General features: G+C 38.4%; 15 protein-coding genes. 6 read left to right on the top strand and 9 right to left on the bottom strand.

What is annotated here, in order from left to right:
* Window positions 1-64 precede the first annotated feature (64 nt).
* The 5 genes from uspA to argH all read left to right on the top strand — a co-directional run bounded on the left by uspA (window position 65) and on the right by argH (window position 5990).
* Window positions 65-490: a universal stress protein UspA gene (gene uspA / locus KP710_RS06660; protein WP_005629483.1), complete on the top strand. Its 426-nt coding sequence runs from the start codon at window positions 65-67 to the stop codon at window positions 488-490.
* A gap of 187 nt (window positions 491-677) precedes the next feature.
* On the top strand, window positions 678-3302 hold the full coding sequence (gene alaS, locus KP710_RS06655) for an alanine--tRNA ligase (protein WP_048953446.1): 2625 nt from the start codon (window positions 678-680) through the stop codon (window positions 3300-3302).
* Window positions 3303-3379: 77 nt separating this feature from the next.
* Window positions 3380-3571: a carbon storage regulator CsrA gene (csrA, locus tag KP710_RS06650; protein ID WP_048953448.1), complete on the top strand. Its 192-nt coding sequence runs from the start codon at window positions 3380-3382 to the stop codon at window positions 3569-3571.
* A gap of 23 nt (window positions 3572-3594) precedes the next feature.
* Window positions 3595-4482, top strand: a complete 888-nt coding sequence (gene galU, locus KP710_RS06645) for a UTP--glucose-1-phosphate uridylyltransferase GalU (protein ID WP_215771013.1) — start codon at window positions 3595-3597, stop codon at window positions 4480-4482.
* Window positions 4483-4616: 134 nt separating this feature from the next.
* A complete protein-coding gene (gene argH / locus KP710_RS06640) occupies window positions 4617-5990 on the top strand; it encodes an argininosuccinate lyase (protein WP_048953453.1) in 1374 nt (457 codons plus the stop codon).
* A gap of 66 nt (window positions 5991-6056) precedes the next feature.
* On the opposite strand, the gene rdgB is transcribed toward argH, so the two are convergent.
* Both rdgB and KP710_RS06630 read right to left on the bottom strand, forming a co-directional pair.
* Window positions 6057-6650: an RdgB/HAM1 family non-canonical purine NTP pyrophosphatase gene (gene rdgB, locus KP710_RS06635; RefSeq protein WP_048953456.1), complete on the bottom strand. Its 594-nt coding sequence runs from the start codon at window positions 6648-6650 to the stop codon at window positions 6057-6059.
* A 10-nt stretch (window positions 6651-6660) separates the two neighbouring features.
* Entirely contained in the window at window positions 6661-7395 is a 735-nt protein-coding gene (locus tag KP710_RS06630) for a 3-deoxy-D-manno-octulosonic acid kinase (protein ID WP_048953458.1), read from the bottom strand.
* A gap of 77 nt (window positions 7396-7472) precedes the next feature.
* Between KP710_RS06630 and KP710_RS06625 the strand changes: the two genes are divergently transcribed.
* Window positions 7473-8513, top strand: a complete 1041-nt coding sequence (locus KP710_RS06625; RefSeq protein ID WP_048953459.1) for a glycosyltransferase family 9 protein — start codon at window positions 7473-7475, stop codon at window positions 8511-8513.
* Window positions 8514-8666: 153 nt separating this feature from the next.
* Here the strand turns inward: KP710_RS06625 and trhP are convergent, their stop codons facing one another.
* The 7 genes from trhP to coaE all read right to left on the bottom strand — a co-directional run bounded on the left by trhP (window position 8667) and on the right by coaE (window position 15564).
* Complete coding sequence (gene trhP / locus KP710_RS06620; protein WP_048953461.1) at window positions 8667-10046, bottom strand: prephenate-dependent tRNA uridine(34) hydroxylase TrhP; 1380 nt, start codon at window positions 10044-10046, stop codon at window positions 8667-8669.
* Window positions 10047-10174: 128 nt separating this feature from the next.
* Window positions 10175-10819, bottom strand: coding sequence for an adenylate kinase (adk, locus tag KP710_RS06615; protein WP_048953463.1), 645 nt, complete (start codon window positions 10817-10819; stop codon window positions 10175-10177).
* An 83-nt stretch (window positions 10820-10902) separates the two neighbouring features.
* A complete protein-coding gene (locus tag KP710_RS06610; RefSeq protein WP_080351556.1) occupies window positions 10903-12180 on the bottom strand; it encodes an MFS transporter in 1278 nt (425 codons plus the stop codon).
* A gap of 141 nt (window positions 12181-12321) precedes the next feature.
* A complete protein-coding gene (gene galE, locus KP710_RS06605; RefSeq protein WP_048953467.1) occupies window positions 12322-13338 on the bottom strand; it encodes a UDP-glucose 4-epimerase GalE in 1017 nt (338 codons plus the stop codon).
* A 42-nt stretch (window positions 13339-13380) separates the two neighbouring features.
* Window positions 13381-14628 carry an ATP-dependent RNA helicase RhlB gene (gene rhlB, locus KP710_RS06600; RefSeq protein WP_048953468.1) on the bottom strand — a complete coding sequence of 416 codons (1248 nt, stop codon included), beginning with the start codon at window positions 14626-14628 and terminating at the stop codon, window positions 13381-13383.
* A 116-nt stretch (window positions 14629-14744) separates the two neighbouring features.
* A complete protein-coding gene (gene yacG, locus KP710_RS06595; RefSeq protein WP_048953469.1) occupies window positions 14745-14951 on the bottom strand; it encodes a DNA gyrase inhibitor YacG in 207 nt (68 codons plus the stop codon).
* Between the two features lie 7 nt (window positions 14952-14958).
* Entirely contained in the window at window positions 14959-15564 is a 606-nt protein-coding gene (gene coaE, locus KP710_RS06590; RefSeq protein ID WP_048953527.1) for a dephospho-CoA kinase, read from the bottom strand.
* Between the last annotated feature and the right edge of the window lie 35 nt (window positions 15565-15599).

Below are 15599 nucleotides of genomic sequence, written 5' to 3'. Positions count from 1 at the left end.
ATTGCTCAAAATGTTAGCATTAGAACCAGTTAAAAAACCGAACCAATCAGTTAAGGAGTCGATTATGTACAAACACGTTTTAGTGGCAGTAGATCTTTCTGAAGAGAGTCCTGTTTTACTTAAAAAAGCGGTTGGGGTTGCAAAACGTCACGAAGCAAAACTTTCTATCATCCACGTTGATGTGAACTTCTCGGATCTTTACACTGGATTGATTGATGTGAATATGTCTTCAATGCAAGACAGAATTTCCACGGAAACACAAAAAGCCTTGTTAGATTTAGCTGAAAGTGCGGATTATCCAATTTCAGAAAAATTGAGTGGCAGTGGTGATTTAGGACAAGTTCTAAGTGATGCCATCGAACAATATGATGTAGATTTATTAGTGACGGGACATCACCAAGACTTTTGGAGTAAGTTAATGTCTTCAACACGTCAAGTGATGAATACGATTAAAATTGATATGTTGGTTGTTCCGCTTAGAGATGAATAATTAACAAGAAATTGTTTTTTGAATAATCTGAAATAACTTAAATTTTAACCGCACTTCTCAAATAGCGTCGTGGAGTGCGGTTTTATTTTTGGGTTTTGGCAAAAAGCCTTTTTATAAATTTCAAAAATATGCAAAAATAGAGCGATTTAGTTTTTATTTTTATTATGGGTAACAAGGATTCTTTTTAATGAAAACAACAGCAGAAATAAGACAATCATTCCTTGATTTTTTCCATAGCAAAGGTCACCAAGTAGTTGAGAGTAGCTCACTTGTGCCGGAAAATGATCCGACTTTGCTTTTCACGAACGCTGGGATGAACCAATTTAAGGATGTATTCCTTGGAATGGATAAACGCCCTTATTCTAGAGCCACCACAGCGCAACGTTGCGTACGTGCTGGTGGTAAACATAACGACTTAGAAAATGTTGGTTATACCGCGCGTCATCATACTTTCTTTGAAATGCTCGGTAACTTCAGTTTTGGTGATTACTTTAAACACGATGCGATTAATTTTGCTTGGGAATATTTAACTTCCCCACAATGGCTTGGTTTACCTAAAGAAAAACTATGGGTAACCGTGTATGAAACGGATGACGAAGCCTACAACATCTGGAATAAAGAGGTCGGTGTACCTGCTGAACGCATTATTCGCATTGGTGACAATAAAGGCGCACCTTACGCATCAGACAACTTCTGGGCAATGGGCGATACAGGTCCTTGTGGTCCTTGTACTGAAATTTTCTACGATCACGGTGATCATATTTGGGGCGGACCTCCAGGCTCACCAGAAGAAGATGGCGACCGTTATATCGAAATCTGGAACGTTGTGTTCATGCAATTCAACCGTTTAGCTGATGGCACAATGGAAAAATTACCACGCCCATCAGTTGACACAGGTATGGGCTTAGAGCGTATTTCTGCTGTATTGCAACATGTGAACTCAAACTACGAGATTGATATTTTCAAAACATTAATCGCAAAGACGGCTGAAGTTGTTGGCACAACAGATTTAAGTAATAAATCATTACGTGTTATTGCTGACCATATTCGTTCTTGTGCATATTTAATCGCAGATGGCGTTATTCCATCAAACGAAGGCCGTGGTTATGTCTTGCGTCGTATTATTCGCCGCGCAGTTCGTCACGGTCACTTATTAGGTGCCAAAGAAGCCTTTTTCTATAAACTCGTACCAACTCTAATTGAAGTAATGGCTGAAGCGGGCAAAGACGTAAAAGCAAAACAAGCAAATGTTGAAAAACTATTACGTTTAGAAGAAGAACAATTTGCTCGCACTCTAGAACGTGGTTTGAGCTTATTAGATGAAGCCCTTGCTCAAGTGAAAGATGGCATTCTTTCAGGTGAAGTTGCATTCAAACTTTATGACACCTATGGTTTCCCATTGGATTTAACGGCTGATGTATGTCGTGAGCGCAATATCACTATTGATGAACAAGCCTTTGACCGTGAAATGGAAGTGCAACGTACTCGTGCTCAAGCCGCAAGTCAGTTTGGTGTGGACTACAACAGCATTATTCGTGTAGATGGTGAAACCAAGTTTGAAGGCTATACTGAAGTCGAATCTCAAGCAAAAATCACCGCACTTTTCTATGATGGTAAATCAGTGGAAAGTATCGAAGCAGGTCAAAGTGCAGTCGTTATTCTAGAAAATACACCGTTTTACGCAGAATCAGGCGGTCAGATTGGCGATAGCGGATATTTAAACGCGCAAGGCGTGACCTTTAATGTTAAAGATACCCAAAAATATGGGCAAGTATTTGGACACATTGGAGAATTAACGCAAGGAAGTTTGAAAGTTGGGCAAACAGTGAATGCTATTGTGGATGCGGAACGTCGCCACAGTACATCACTTAATCACTCAGCAACACACTTATTGCACGCGGCTTTACGTCAAGTTTTAGGTCAACATGTTGTGCAAAAAGGATCACTTGTTTCAGATAAAGCCTTGCGTTTTGACTTTGCACAGCCAGAAGCAATTACAAAAGAACAATTAACTCAAATTGAAACACTAGTAAACCAAAAAATCCGTGCTAACTTCCCTGTTCAAACGGATATTATGGACATTGATTCAGCAAAAGCTAAAGGGGCAATGGCACTCTTTGGCGAGAAATATGGTGATAACGTTCGCGTATTGACCATGGGCGACTTCTCAATTGAGCTTTGTGGTGGTATTCACGCAAAACGCACTGGGGATATCGGTCTATTTAAAATTATTACTGAAAGTGCAGTGGCTGCAGGCGTTCGTCGTATTGAAGCTGTAACTGGTGAAAATGCGATTGAATGGTTACATAATCAACAACGCATTCTGCTCCAAAGCGCAGACTTATTCAAATCAGATGTAAATACCTTAGTAGAAAAAATCCAACAACTTCAAGACAAAGCGAAGAAAGTGGAAAAAGAATTGCAAGGTCTAAAAGAAAAAGCCGCAATGCAGGCGGGTTCTGATTTTGTGAAAAGTGCGGTGAAAATCAACGGTGTTTCTGTTATCGCACAACAATTAGATGGCATAGAAACAAAGTCATTACGTGTGATGGTCGATGATTTAAAAAATCAACTCGGCTCAGGCGTAATCGCATTCGCATCGATCTTAGATGAAAAAGTCAACCTTGTCGTTGGTGTAACAAACGATTTAACTACCAAAGTAAAAGCTGGAGAGCTCGTTAATTTAATGGCTCAACAGGTCGGGGGTAAAGGCGGTGGTCGTCCGGATATGGCAATGGCAGGAGGCTCCCAACCAGAAAATGTAGCACAAGCAGTTAAAGTGGCGCAGGACTGGTTAAACAAAAATCTGTAGTACGAGCCGGTTGGTGGGATGCCAACCTTCCTTGATTGATAGGGATATCTAATAAATGCAAACTAAGGAGATAAAAGATGTTAATCTTGACTCGTAAAGTTGGCGAAAGTGTACTTATTGGAAATGATATTTCTATCACGATTTTGAGTGTACGTGGAAACCAAGTTAAACTCGGTGTAGAAGCGCCTAAAGAAGTATCCGTTCACCGAGAAGAAATTTACCAACGAATTAAACAGATGAAAGATGAACAATTAGACGGTTCATCATAATCGTAAATAATGGATTTAATATTATGAAAGCAATTATTCCTGTAGCAGGGTTAGGGACCCGCATGTTACCTGCAACAAAAGCAATTCCAAAAGAAATGCTTACATTAGTTGATAAACCATTAATTCAGTATGTTGTAAATGAATGTGTTGCAGCTGGCATAAAAGAAATTGTACTTGTCACGCATTCATCAAAAAATGCTATCGAAAACCATTTTGATACCTCTTTTGAACTAGAAACGATGCTAGAAAAACGAGTTAAACGTCAACTTCTAGAAGAAGTGCGTTCTATCTGTCCAAAAGATGTAACGATTATGCACGTTCGCCAAGGTAATGCTAAGGGCTTAGGTCATGCTGTTCTTTGTGGTCGTCCAGTAGTTGGTAATGAGCCTTTTGCTGTAGTATTACCCGATGTATTATTGGCTGATTTTAGCGCAAATCAGAAAAAAGAAAATCTTTCTGCAATGATTAAACGTTTTAAAGAAACAGGAGCTAGTCAGATAATGGTTGCACCGGTACCACAAGAAAATGTGAGTAGCTATGGTGTTGCAGACTGTGGCGGTGTAGCTCTTAATGGTGGTGAAAGTGCAAAAATTAATAACATTGTTGAAAAACCAGCCGTTGGAGAGGCACCATCGAACCTTGCTGTAGTGGGTCGTTATGTATTCTCTGCTGAAATCTGGGATTTATTGGAAAAAACTCCGGTAGGTGTTGGTGATGAAATCCAATTGACCGATGCTATTGATATGCTCATTGAAAAAGAAACTGTCGAAGCATTCCATATGACAGGTGAAACATTCGACTGTGGTGATAAAATTGGCTATATGGAAGCTTTCGTAGAATACGGTATTCGTCATGAAAAATTAGGTAAAGAATTCAAAACCTTTATCAAAAATTTAGCAAAAACGCTATAAATAGCACTAATACAGATAAAATGGACAAAATGAAAGATTTTGTCCATTTTTGTTTTATTATTAATATAGAATGTTGATTTATGCATAAATATGCACAATAATAGAATAATTAATTAAAATAAAAAGGAAAGATTATGGCACTTTGGGGGGGGCGTTTTACGCAGGCAGCGGATAAACGTTTTAAAGATTTTAATGACTCGTTACGTTTTGATTATCGTTTGGTAGAACAGGATATTCAAGGCTCGATTGGTTGGTCCAAAGCCTTGGTGAAAGTCAATGTATTAACTATCGAAGAACAGCATCAACTTGAGCAAGCACTCAATGAATTACTTATTGAAGTGCGGTCAAATCCGCAAGCAATTTTACAAGATGATGCTGAAGATATTCATAGTTGGGTTGAAAGTAAGCTAATCGATAAAGTAGGCAACCTTGGTAAAAAATTACATACTGGCCGTAGCCGCAACGATCAAGTGGCAGTAGATATAAAACTATGGTGCAAACAACGTGTGGTTGAATTACAAGAATCAGTACGTAATTTGCAACGCCACTTAGTTCAAACCGCAGAAAACACACAACAAGCAGTAATGCCTGGCTATACCCATTTACAACGAGCTCAACCAATCACTTTTGCTCATTGGTGTATGGCATATGTGGAAATGTTCGACCGCGACTATTCACGTTTAACAGATGCGTATAATCGTATGAATACCTGTCCACTTGGTAGTGGTGCGCTGGCTGGTACGGCTTATGCCGTAGATCGTGATTCACTTGCGCACGATCTTGGTTTTGTTTTCGCAACTAGAAATAGCTTAGATAGCGTCTCTGATCGCGATCATATTGTAGAGTTGCTTTACATCGCATCCCTCAGTATGGCGCATCTTTCCCGCTTTGCTGAAGATATGATTATCTTTAATAGCGGAGAGGCAAATTTCGTCGAGCTATCTGATCGCGTGACTTCGGGATCATCATTAATGCCACAAAAGAAAAATCCTGATGCATGTGAGTTAATTCGGGGTAAAGTAGGCAGAGTGATTGGCTCATTAACAGGCATGCTAGTCACCTTAAAAGGCTTGCCACTTGCGTATAATAAAGATATGCAAGAAGACAAAGAAGGTATTTTTGATGCCTTAGATACTTGGCAAAACTGTGTGGATATGGCAACGTTCGTATTAGATGAATTGAAAGTAAATGTTGAACGTACTCGAGAAGCTGCGTTAAAAGGCTATTCAAACGCAACTGAATTAGCGGATTATTTAGTTTCTAAGGGTGTACCTTTCCGAGATTCTCATCATATTGTGGGTGAAACGGTTGTTTATGCGATTGATAAAGGGAAGGGATTAGAAGATCTCAGTATTCCTGAATTCCGCCAATTTAGTGAAGTAGTGGGAGATGATGTTTACGAGATTCTTTCGCTCCAATCTTGCTTAGACAAACGTTGTGCAAAAGGTGGGGTATCTCCATTGCGTGTTGCCGAAGCTATTGCAGAAGCGAAAATACGTTTAGCTTAATTATAACGTTAAAGTGCGGTCAGAAATTATTTTATATTTCTGACCGTTTTTGAGTGCCTATAAATATTAATTTTCTAATTTATTTTTTAAGATATTAAGTGCGCGTGCTCTATGTGAGATTCTTTTTTTCTCGATTGTATCCAGTTCACCGAACGTGCAATTTTTTTCTGGGCTGAAAAATAAACTATCGTAACCAAAACCATTTTTACCTTTTTCTTCAAACTCAATGAGACCATGGCATTCACCTTCAGCGATGATTGGTGACGGATCATTTGGGTGTTTTAGATAAACGATACAGCTCACAAATTTTGCTTGTCGATTTTCTTTTGTGACATGAGAGAGTTCGGTTAATAATTTTTTGCGATTCTTTTCATCGTTACTATCCTCTCCAGCGTATCGCGCAGAATATAACCCTGGAGCCCCATTGAGCGCATAAACAACTAAACCAGAATCATCTGCTATAGCGGGTAACCCCGATTTTTCTGACGCATAGCGTGCTTTTAATAGTGCATTTTCTACAAAGGTTAAGCCTGTTTCTTCGGGGCTATTAATGCCTAAATCGCTTTGTGCGATCACTTCAAATCCAAGATTAGCTAATACATCAGACATTTCCTTCACTTTACCTTGGTTACCTGTAGCAAGTACGATTTTTTGTTTCATGGCTTATCCTTTATTCTTGAGGTTGATTATAGGCTTCGATTAAATCTGCCCAATTTTGTTTTGTAAATTGAATCTTCATTCTTTTAATTTCTTTTGTAAAAGAGCGGTGTAATCGATTCAAGTTATCTGTTTTCCAACTATCTCCCGATCTTATAGTGCACTTATCGAAATCTAATAACCAACATTGTTTTCTATTTTTTATTTGTTGAACTAGAATGTTATGTACATTTAAATCTGTATGGCAAACCTGCTGATCATGTAATTGACGAATTAATTTTCCTATTTGAGTCCAGATTTCTTTTGGTAAAGGGGTTGCCTGTAATAGTAGGGATAAATCCTGAGCATTTTCAATTTTTTCTGTCAAAATATCCGCTTGATAGCAGATCCCAAATTTTCCCTTTTGAACTCGTGCAGCAATAGGTTTAGGAACCGGGAGCCCTGATTCATATAAGCGTTGTAGTAAATAAAATTCAGCAAAACTACGGGTCTTCTTGAGAGAGGAGAAATAATAACGATCTTTGTTGAATTTTCCCCATAATCCACCGCGATAATAATGTCTCAGTGCGCAGTTTACGCCTAGATAATCTTCTGTTTGTAGAAAATAAGTTGTGCCTCGGCCTTTTGCAGTCCCAATAATTCTTTTTTGAGTTTGCCAGAATTTAGGTTTAAAGAAGTTACTTTTATCGTTAAAAGTGCGGTCAAAACTGAAGATAAAATATTCATTACCCTGTTGGAATGAGTGCATATTAGTGGAATTGGATGATAGAAAATGTCCTTATTCTACTTTAAAATACATCCAAATTAAATGAGAAAGGATTGCAAATGTCACTTTTCACTCGTGCTCCCAAATCACTTTGTATTCTCCGCCTTTCTGCTGTAGGAGATGTTTGTCATGCCCTTGCTGTCATACAACATATTCAGGCTTATTATCCTCAAACCCAAATTACTTGGGTTGTAGGTAAAACAGAATTCGGTTTATTAGAGGGGATTCCTAATATTACTCTGATTCCTTATGATAAGAAAACCGGTTGGAAAGGTCTTTTCTCATTATGGAAAACGTTAAAGAATCAACACTTTGATGCCTTGTTAAATATGCAAACTGCATTTCGTGCTTCTATTATTTCCTTAGGAATTAAAGCTAAATATAAAATTGGGTTTGGTAAAAAACGATCACGAGAGGGACAATGGCTATTTGTTAATCGTCAAGTAAATGATCCTGATTCACCTCATGTCTTAGACGGTTTTATGGCTTTTGCAGAATATATTGGTGTGCCAAAAGCTAAATTAACCTGGAAACTTGAAATCTCTCCCCAGGAAAGTGAATATGCATATCAATTTATCGATCCTTCACGTAAAAATTTACTGATCTCTCCTTGCTCTAGTAAAGTAGAAAAAGATTGGCTCATTGAACGTTATGCTGAGGTTGCAAATCTTGCAAATAAACGTAATATTCATGTTATTTTTTGTAGTTCCCCCTCAAAGCGTGAATTAGAAATGGTTGAAAAAATCATAGCACTTTGTGACTTTAAACCAACTAATGCCTCAGGTAAAACTAACTTGAAGCAACTTGCTGCCTTAATTTCTCAAGTAGATTTAGTTTTATCGCCTGATTCTGGCCCAGCACATATTGCAACGGCTCAAAATACGCCTGTTATTGGTTTATATGCTTATCACAATCCATTACGTACGGGCCCTTATCATAATTTGTCTAATGTCGTCTCTGTTTATGAAGAGAATGCACAAAAAGAATTTGGAAAACCATCCTATCTATTACCTTGGGTAACAAAACTAAAAGGAAAAGATTTAATGGCTCAGATCCAAGTGGACTCTGTAATTAAAGAAATGAATAAGTTAGGGCTTTAAATTCAAGGATAAAAAAGCCCTTTCAAAAGCTGAAAGGGCAAAAATATTTGGAGTCATACTATGAGTTGTTGAATTAACAAATCAGGTATGTGGTGTATTATAATAATAAAATACAAAAATGCAACATTTTTTTAACAAATAATTTTTTATCATTTAATTATGTGGATTTCTTGTATTGCTATTGACTAAATTACGCATTAATAAGGCGTAGTCTAAGTTGATATCTTGTGGTACGTCTAAGAACACAAAATGCCCATCACCTAGTGCTGCATCAACTGCTTCATTTTTACGATTTAGCATTTTTTCAATTTTGAAATTGATATTCCCCTGAGGGGTCATCATTTCTACATCATCACCAAGTAGGAATTTGTTCTTCACAGCCACTTCAGCCATACCTTGTTCGTTACGTTTACCAGTAAATTCACCGACAAACTGTTGACGATCAGAAATAGAATAACCGTATTCGTAATTTTGGTATTCATCGTGCGTATGACGACGTAAGAAACCTTCGGTATAACCACGATGAGCAAGGGATTCCAAGGTATCCATTAAGCTTTCATCAAATGGTTTTCCTGCTGCCGCATCATCAATGGCTTTGCGGTAAACTTGTGCGGTTCTTGCGCAATAATAGAATGATTTAGTACGACCTTCGATTTTTAAAGAATGCACACCAAGTGCGGTCAATTTTTCCACGTGTTGTACGGCACGCAGATCTTTTGAGTTCATAAAGTAGGTGCCGTGCTCATCTTCAAAAGCGGTCATTTGCTCATCTGGCTTTTGTGATTCGGTGTAAAGGAAGACTTTATCCGTTACTGCACCTTCACCCAAGGTTGGTGCCACATTTTTCACTTCGATTTGTTGAGCAGGATCGATTTTAGGCACGATGTTGCCTACTTCATCCGTCGTGCCTTCTTCCATTTTGTATTCCCAACGGCAAGCATTGGTGCAAGTGCCTTGGTTTGGGTCGCGTTTGTTGATATAGCCAGAAAGCAAGCAGCGGCCAGAATACGCCATACATAACGCACCGTGTACGAAAATTTCGAGTTCGATATCGGGCACGTGTTGGCGAATTTCTGCTATCTCTTCAATGGATAATTCGCGCGATAAAATCACACGGGTTAACCCCATTTGTTTCCAGAATTTTACCGTTGCCCAGTTTACCGCATTCGCTTGTACAGAAAGGTGAATATCAATATCCGGGAAGTTTTCACGCACCAACATGATTAAGCCTGGGTCAGACATAATTAAGGCATCAGGGCCCATGTCGATCACAGGTTGTAAATCTTTGATAAAGGTTTTGAGTTTGGAGTTATGCGGTGCAATGTTCACCACTACATAGAATTTTTTGCCAAGTGCATGGGCTTCATCGATCCCGATTTTTAAATTGGCATGATTAAATTCATTGTTGCGTACACGTAAGCTATAACGTGGTTGGCCTGCATAAACAGCATCTGCCCCATAGGCAAAAGCATAGCGCATATTTTTGAGAGAGCCAGCAGGGGAAAGTAATTCTGGTTTGAATTGGGTTGTCATAATATTCTCTTTTGTCTGATTTCAGGTCAGGAATTTACACGAGGTAAATCATTAAAAGATAAAACTAGGGATTTTAGACATGTTAAGGAATATTCCGCACTTCTCGATATCAAAAAGTGCGGTTAATTTTAGCTTAGAATTTTATTTAACTCTTGGCTAACTTCTTCCACTTTTTGTGTACCATCTAAACGGAAATATTGAGTATTCCCCGCTTTCGCTTCGGCTTGGTAATAATCAATTAATGGGCTGGTTTGTTTATGATATACGGCTAAACGATCTAATACAGTTTCAGGTTTATCATCTGCACGAATAATTAAATCTTCACCTGTTACATCATCTTTACCTTCCACTTTTGGTGGGTTGTAAACGATGTGGTAAGAACGACCAGATGCTTGGTGTACACGGCGACCGCTCATACGTTCAACAATCACTTCGTCTGGTACATCAAATTCTAAAACAAAGTCAATTTTAACGCCTGAATCTTTCAATGCATCCGCTTGAGGAATGGTACGAGGGAAACCATCCAACAAGAAACCATTTGCGCAGTCAGGTTGTGCAATACGATCTTTTACAAGGGCAACGGTTAATTCATCCGGTACTAATTTACCTTCATCCATTAATGCTTTAGCTTGTTTTCCAAGTTCAGTCCCTGCTTTAATTGCAGCACGGAACATATCGCCAGTTGAAATTTGTGGGATACCAAATTTATTCATAATAAATTGTGCTTGAGTGCCTTTACCTGCGCCCGGTGCACCTAAAAGAATAATTTTCATAAAAATCTCCATTAATAAAAAACGTGATTAAGATACTGATAAAGCATAGTGCGGTCAAATTTTTTATAATTTTTACCGCACTTTTATAGTGAATTGGCCGTATTATTTTCTTGATTCCAAGGCGCTACCCAAAATAAACAAAGCATGCCAGGAATCGCTAAAAATAAACAAAACCAAAAATACTGATAATACCCCACGGCTCCCACAACATAACCAGAAAGCATACCTAACACTTTACTTGGCAAAGCTGAAAGGCTCGTAAAAAGTGCAAGCTGTGTTGCGGTATAAAGAGGATTACTCTCACGCGCCATAAAAGCCACAAAAGCTGCGGTGCCAAGTCCAACGCCGATATATTCGGCTGCAATCACAACACCCAGTTTCCATAACTCGGCAGATGTAATAACATCAAAATGTCCGAAAGCAGCCAACCAAATAAACCCACCGATTGTTACCATCTGTACCAACCCAAATAGCCACAATGCACGGTTAATACCCAGTTTTAGCATGATCACACCACCAGCAAGCCCAGATAAAATGCTTGACCAAAGTGCGGTACTTTTTACAACAATGGCTATATCCTCTTTGCTAAATCCCATATCATAAATAAATTTGGTTTGTAACGTTGTGGCAAAAGAATCCCCGAACTTATATAAAAACAAAAACAGTAAAAAACCGATAGCCTGAATAATGCCCTTACGCTGAAAAAATTCTTGTAATGGAATCCAAAATGCTTGATAGAAAGGCTGATTAGTTTGCTGCATGTCTATTTTGGGCTCTTTTGCTAAAAATAACGTCATGAAGATGCCTGCTAACATACAAAGTGCGGTCCATAAAAATACCGTTTCCCAAGGATAAATCGCCGCCAAATAGAGCGATAGTCCACCTGGAATTAATCCCGCAATTCGATAAGCATTAATATGAATAGTGTTTCCCAAACCTAATTCATGATCACTCAAAATTTCACGACGATACGCATCCAACACGATATCTTGTGTGGCTGAAAAAAAAGCGATAAGCAAAGCAATATTTGCCACCGTGCTCAGTTGTGTGAGCGGATCAAAAAGGCTAATTATGTAAAGTAAAATCAATAATACCACTTGTGAAAGCAGCATCCAGCTACGACGACGCCCTAAAAAACTCGGGAAATAACGATCCAATAATGGTGCCCACAAAAATTTCAATCCATAAGGCAACATCACACCGGTTACCGCACCAATAAGCTCAATTGAAAGATGTTTATCTGTCAGCCAAACAGGCAACATTTGCAATAACACAAATAATGGCAAACCAGAATTAAAACCTGTGAATACGCAAATCAACATTTTGCGCGTAAAAATTTGGGAAGAAAGGGAATTTGACATAAAGTGCGGTTAATTTTGGTTGTATTTTAGAAACTTCGCCTTTCAATTAGGATAAGTGTAAAACTTAGGGGGATTTTTAATCGCATCCCCCAATGTTTAGCGTTCTTCTTCCTAAAAAAGAAAAACAAATATTAGAGAATATTAATCTCGATACCCTTTTGGATTATTTTTCTGCCAGTTCCACGTATCTTGCATCATTTTTTCAAGACCACGTTCTGCCACCCAACCAAGTTCTTTTGCAGCTAAACTAGGATCAGAATAGCATGTCGCAATATCACCCGGGCGGCGTTCTACAAGTTTATATGCAATTGTAATGTCGTTGGCTTTTTCAAAGGCTTTTACCATATCTAATACGGAATAACCATGGCCTGTACCAAGGTTATAAATATGTAAACCTGCATCATTTTCATGACGTTGAAGCGCTTTTAAATGCCCTACTGCTAAATCCACTACATGAATATAATCACGCACGCCTGTTCCATCATGAGTGTCGTAATCACTACCAAATACAGAAAGTTGTGCTAATTTACCGATGGCAACTTGGCTAATATAAGGCAACAAATTATTTGGAATACCATTTGGATCTTCACCAATTAAACCACTTTCATGCGCCCCAACTGGATTAAAATAACGCAAGATAGTCATGCTAAATTTTGGTTCTGCTTTTACTGTATCGCGTAAAATCTGTTCAACCATATATTTAGATGTACCATAAGGATTAGTTGTACCGCCGACCTCACAATCTTCTGTAATTGGAATAATTTTTGGATCACCGTAAACCGTTGCAGATGAGCTAAATACGAAGTTCCAAACGCCTGCTTTTTTCATTTCTTGAATTAATACAAGGGTGCCAGCGACATTGTTCATATAATATTCTGTCGGCTTTTGAACACTTTCCCCTACGGCTTTTAACCCTGCAAAATGAATAACAGAGTTAATCTCATTTTCTGCAAAGATTTTTTGTAACAAAGCACGATCTAAAATATCACCTTCATAAAACTTTGCTTCTTTGCCTGTAATTTGTTTTACACGCTCAAGGGATTTTGGCGATGAATTGCAAAGATTATCTAATACCACCACCTCTTTGCCAGCATTTAATAATTCTACAACTGTGTGAGAACCGATATAACCGGCGCCACCTGTCACTAAAATGGCCATAATGATTTCCTTATTAATTATTGAGACTAAAAAATTATATCACTATTTTGTGTGATAAGAACGATGTCTTGTATGTCCTTGCTGTGGTACTGCACGTTTTAACCGATATGGTTTCGGCAGTTCAAGCAAGGCTTCTGTTTCATATTGGCTCACTGGGATAGAATGGCCAATATATTCTTCAATAGCGGGTAAATTCATCGCATATTCTTCGCAAGCGAAACTAATAGAAACACCACTGTCCCCTGCTCGTCCAGTACGACCGATTCGGTGAACATAATCCTCTCGATCATCGGGTAAATCATAATTGAAAACATGAGTCACATCAGAAATATGCAAGCCACGAGCGGCCACATCTGTTGCCACTAAAATATCTAAATCACCATCAGTAAATTGTTTTAATAACGATAAACGTTTTTTCTGTGCTACATCGCCAGTCAATAAACCAACACGATGCCCATCAGCCGCCAAATAACCCCAAATTTCTTCACAACGATGTTTCGTATTCGCAAACACAATACAGCGCTCAGGCCATTCATCTTCCATTAAGGTTAAGAGAAGTGCCATTTTATCCTGATTAGATGGATAAAAAAGCTCTTCTTTAATTCGATGTCCTGTTTTTTGTTCTGGTTCAATTTCAATATATTCAGGATCATTCATATCTTCAAATGCTAATTCACGCACTTTATAAGAAAGCGTCGCTGAAAATAACATCGTTAAACGAGCTTGCGGAGCGGGGCATTTACGCAATAAATAACGAATATCACGGATAAATCCAAGATCGAACATTCGATCCGCTTCATCTAGCACAACAACTTGGATTTCATCTAAACAAATCACGCCTTGTTTCACATAATCAATGACTCGTCCCGTCGTGCCAATCAAAATATCTACGCCACGCTCAATCGCCTGTAGTTGTTTATCATAACCATCGCCACCATAGGCAAGTGCGGTCTTTAATCCACTTGCTTTTGCAAGAAATTCTGCGTCATTACTAATCTGCACTGCTAATTCTCGAGTAGGCGCTAAAATCAAAGCTCTTGGGTGAGGATATTCAAGATTAGGATCTTGCTGAGTTAAAAGATGGTGAAAAGTAGCCGTTAAAAAAGCCATTGTCTTGCCTGTACCAGTTTGAGCTTGTCCTGCGACATCTCGTCCATTTAAACTGATAGGCAAAGATAAAGCCTGAATTGGGGTACAAAAATCAAAGCCTTTTTTTGCCAAAGCATCTCGTACAATCGGATGTAGAGGAAGATCGGAGAATCGTTGTTGGCTTAAATAATCTTGTTGCATAAAAATCACATTTTAGAATAATAAAATTAGGTTTAGCATAGCATGCTTAGGGAAAATCCTCAAAAAAGGACCGCACTTATAAAAATTAACCGATAGGGTTTCCTATCGGTTAATCTCTATTTAATGCTCCATTCGTCACTCACATTTGGATCCATAGCAAAATCTGCAGTATCACTTGGAATCGCTTTTTCTTCAGCCGCCCATTCGCCAAGATCGATTAACTGGCAACGTTTGCTACAAAAAGGGCGAAAAGTACTTTCATTTGTCCAAGGCACCAATTTTTGGCAAATCGGACAAGGTACTTCAATAATTTCGTCAGACATTTTTATTTTACGCTTGTTGTAAATAAAACTGGTGCAATTCTAGCACCTTTTGCTGCAAGTGCGGTAAGTTTTGGGCCAGTTCAGCATCATTATTAATCACATCATCTGCCCATTTTAAACGCTCTTGTTGAGAAACTTGAGAATTCATAATTCGTTGAATTTGCTCAAAATTATTGTTATCTCGTTGAGCTGAACGAGCAAGTTGAGTTTGTGGACTCACATCCACCACCAAAATACGATCACAAAGTGCTGTCAATTTATTTTCTATTAATAAAGGGACGACAAATAATGTGTAAGGCGCAGTTTGTTCAGCTAATTGTTGTTTCATTCGTTCACGAATAGCGGGATGTAAAAGATTATTTAACCACAATTTATCTTCATCATGGTTAAACACTCGCTCTCGTAAAGCCGCACGATTAAGCTCGCCTTGTTCCGTTAAAATTTGAGCACCAAAATGCTCAACAATTTTAGACAATAAGGGGGAATCTTTCGCGACGACTTCTCTAGCAACCACATCCGCATCCACTAGAGGTACGCCAAGATCGGCAAATAAATTAGCAATCGTTGTTTTACCACTACCAATTCCACCAGTTAAGCCAACAATATAAGTCATATGATTTCCCATAAAAAATTTCCAATATTATACAA

Source organism: Haemophilus sp. SZY H35 (genome assembly GCF_018829705.1).
Classification (GTDB): Bacteria; Pseudomonadota; Gammaproteobacteria; order Enterobacterales; family Pasteurellaceae; genus Haemophilus; species Haemophilus haemolyticus_K.
This window is presented reverse-complemented; position numbering and strand designations above follow the sequence as displayed.

Bases quoted from the DNA above. Each gene is read 5' to 3' on its own strand.
- adk (WP_048953463.1), bottom strand. From the start codon at position 10,819: ATGAAAATTATTCTTTTAGGTGCACCGGGCGCAGGTAAAGGCACTCAA.
- argH (WP_048953453.1), top strand. From the start codon at position 4,617: ATGGCACTTTGGGGGGGGCGTTTTACGCAGGCAGCGGATAAACGTTTT.
- rdgB (WP_048953456.1), bottom strand. From the start codon at position 6,650: ATGAAACAAAAAATCGTACTTGCTACAGGTAACCAAGGTAAAGTGAAG.
- KP710_RS06610 (WP_080351556.1), bottom strand. From the start codon at position 12,180: ATGTCAAATTCCCTTTCTTCCCAAATTTTTACGCGCAAAATGTTGATT.
- coaE (WP_048953527.1), bottom strand. From the start codon at position 15,564: ATGACTTATATTGTTGGCTTAACTGGTGGAATTGGTAGTGGTAAAACA.
- trhP (WP_048953461.1), bottom strand. From the start codon at position 10,046: ATGACAACCCAATTCAAACCAGAATTACTTTCCCCTGCTGGCTCTCTC.
- galU (WP_215771013.1), top strand. From the start codon at position 3,595: ATGAAAGCAATTATTCCTGTAGCAGGGTTAGGGACCCGCATGTTACCT.
- uspA (WP_005629483.1), top strand. From the start codon at position 65: ATGTACAAACACGTTTTAGTGGCAGTAGATCTTTCTGAAGAGAGTCCT.
- KP710_RS06630 (WP_048953458.1), bottom strand. From the start codon at position 7,395: ATGCACTCATTCCAACAGGGTAATGAATATTTTATCTTCAGTTTTGAC.
- rhlB (WP_048953468.1), bottom strand. From the start codon at position 14,628: ATGCAACAAGATTATTTAAGCCAACAACGATTCTCCGATCTTCCTCTA.
- KP710_RS06625 (WP_048953459.1), top strand. From the start codon at position 7,473: ATGTCACTTTTCACTCGTGCTCCCAAATCACTTTGTATTCTCCGCCTT.
- alaS (WP_048953446.1), top strand. From the start codon at position 678: ATGAAAACAACAGCAGAAATAAGACAATCATTCCTTGATTTTTTCCAT.
- csrA (WP_048953448.1), top strand. From the start codon at position 3,380: ATGTTAATCTTGACTCGTAAAGTTGGCGAAAGTGTACTTATTGGAAAT.
- galE (WP_048953467.1), bottom strand. From the start codon at position 13,338: ATGGCCATTTTAGTGACAGGTGGCGCCGGTTATATCGGTTCTCACACA.
- yacG (WP_048953469.1), bottom strand. From the start codon at position 14,951: ATGTCTGACGAAATTATTGAAGTACCTTGTCCGATTTGCCAAAAATTG.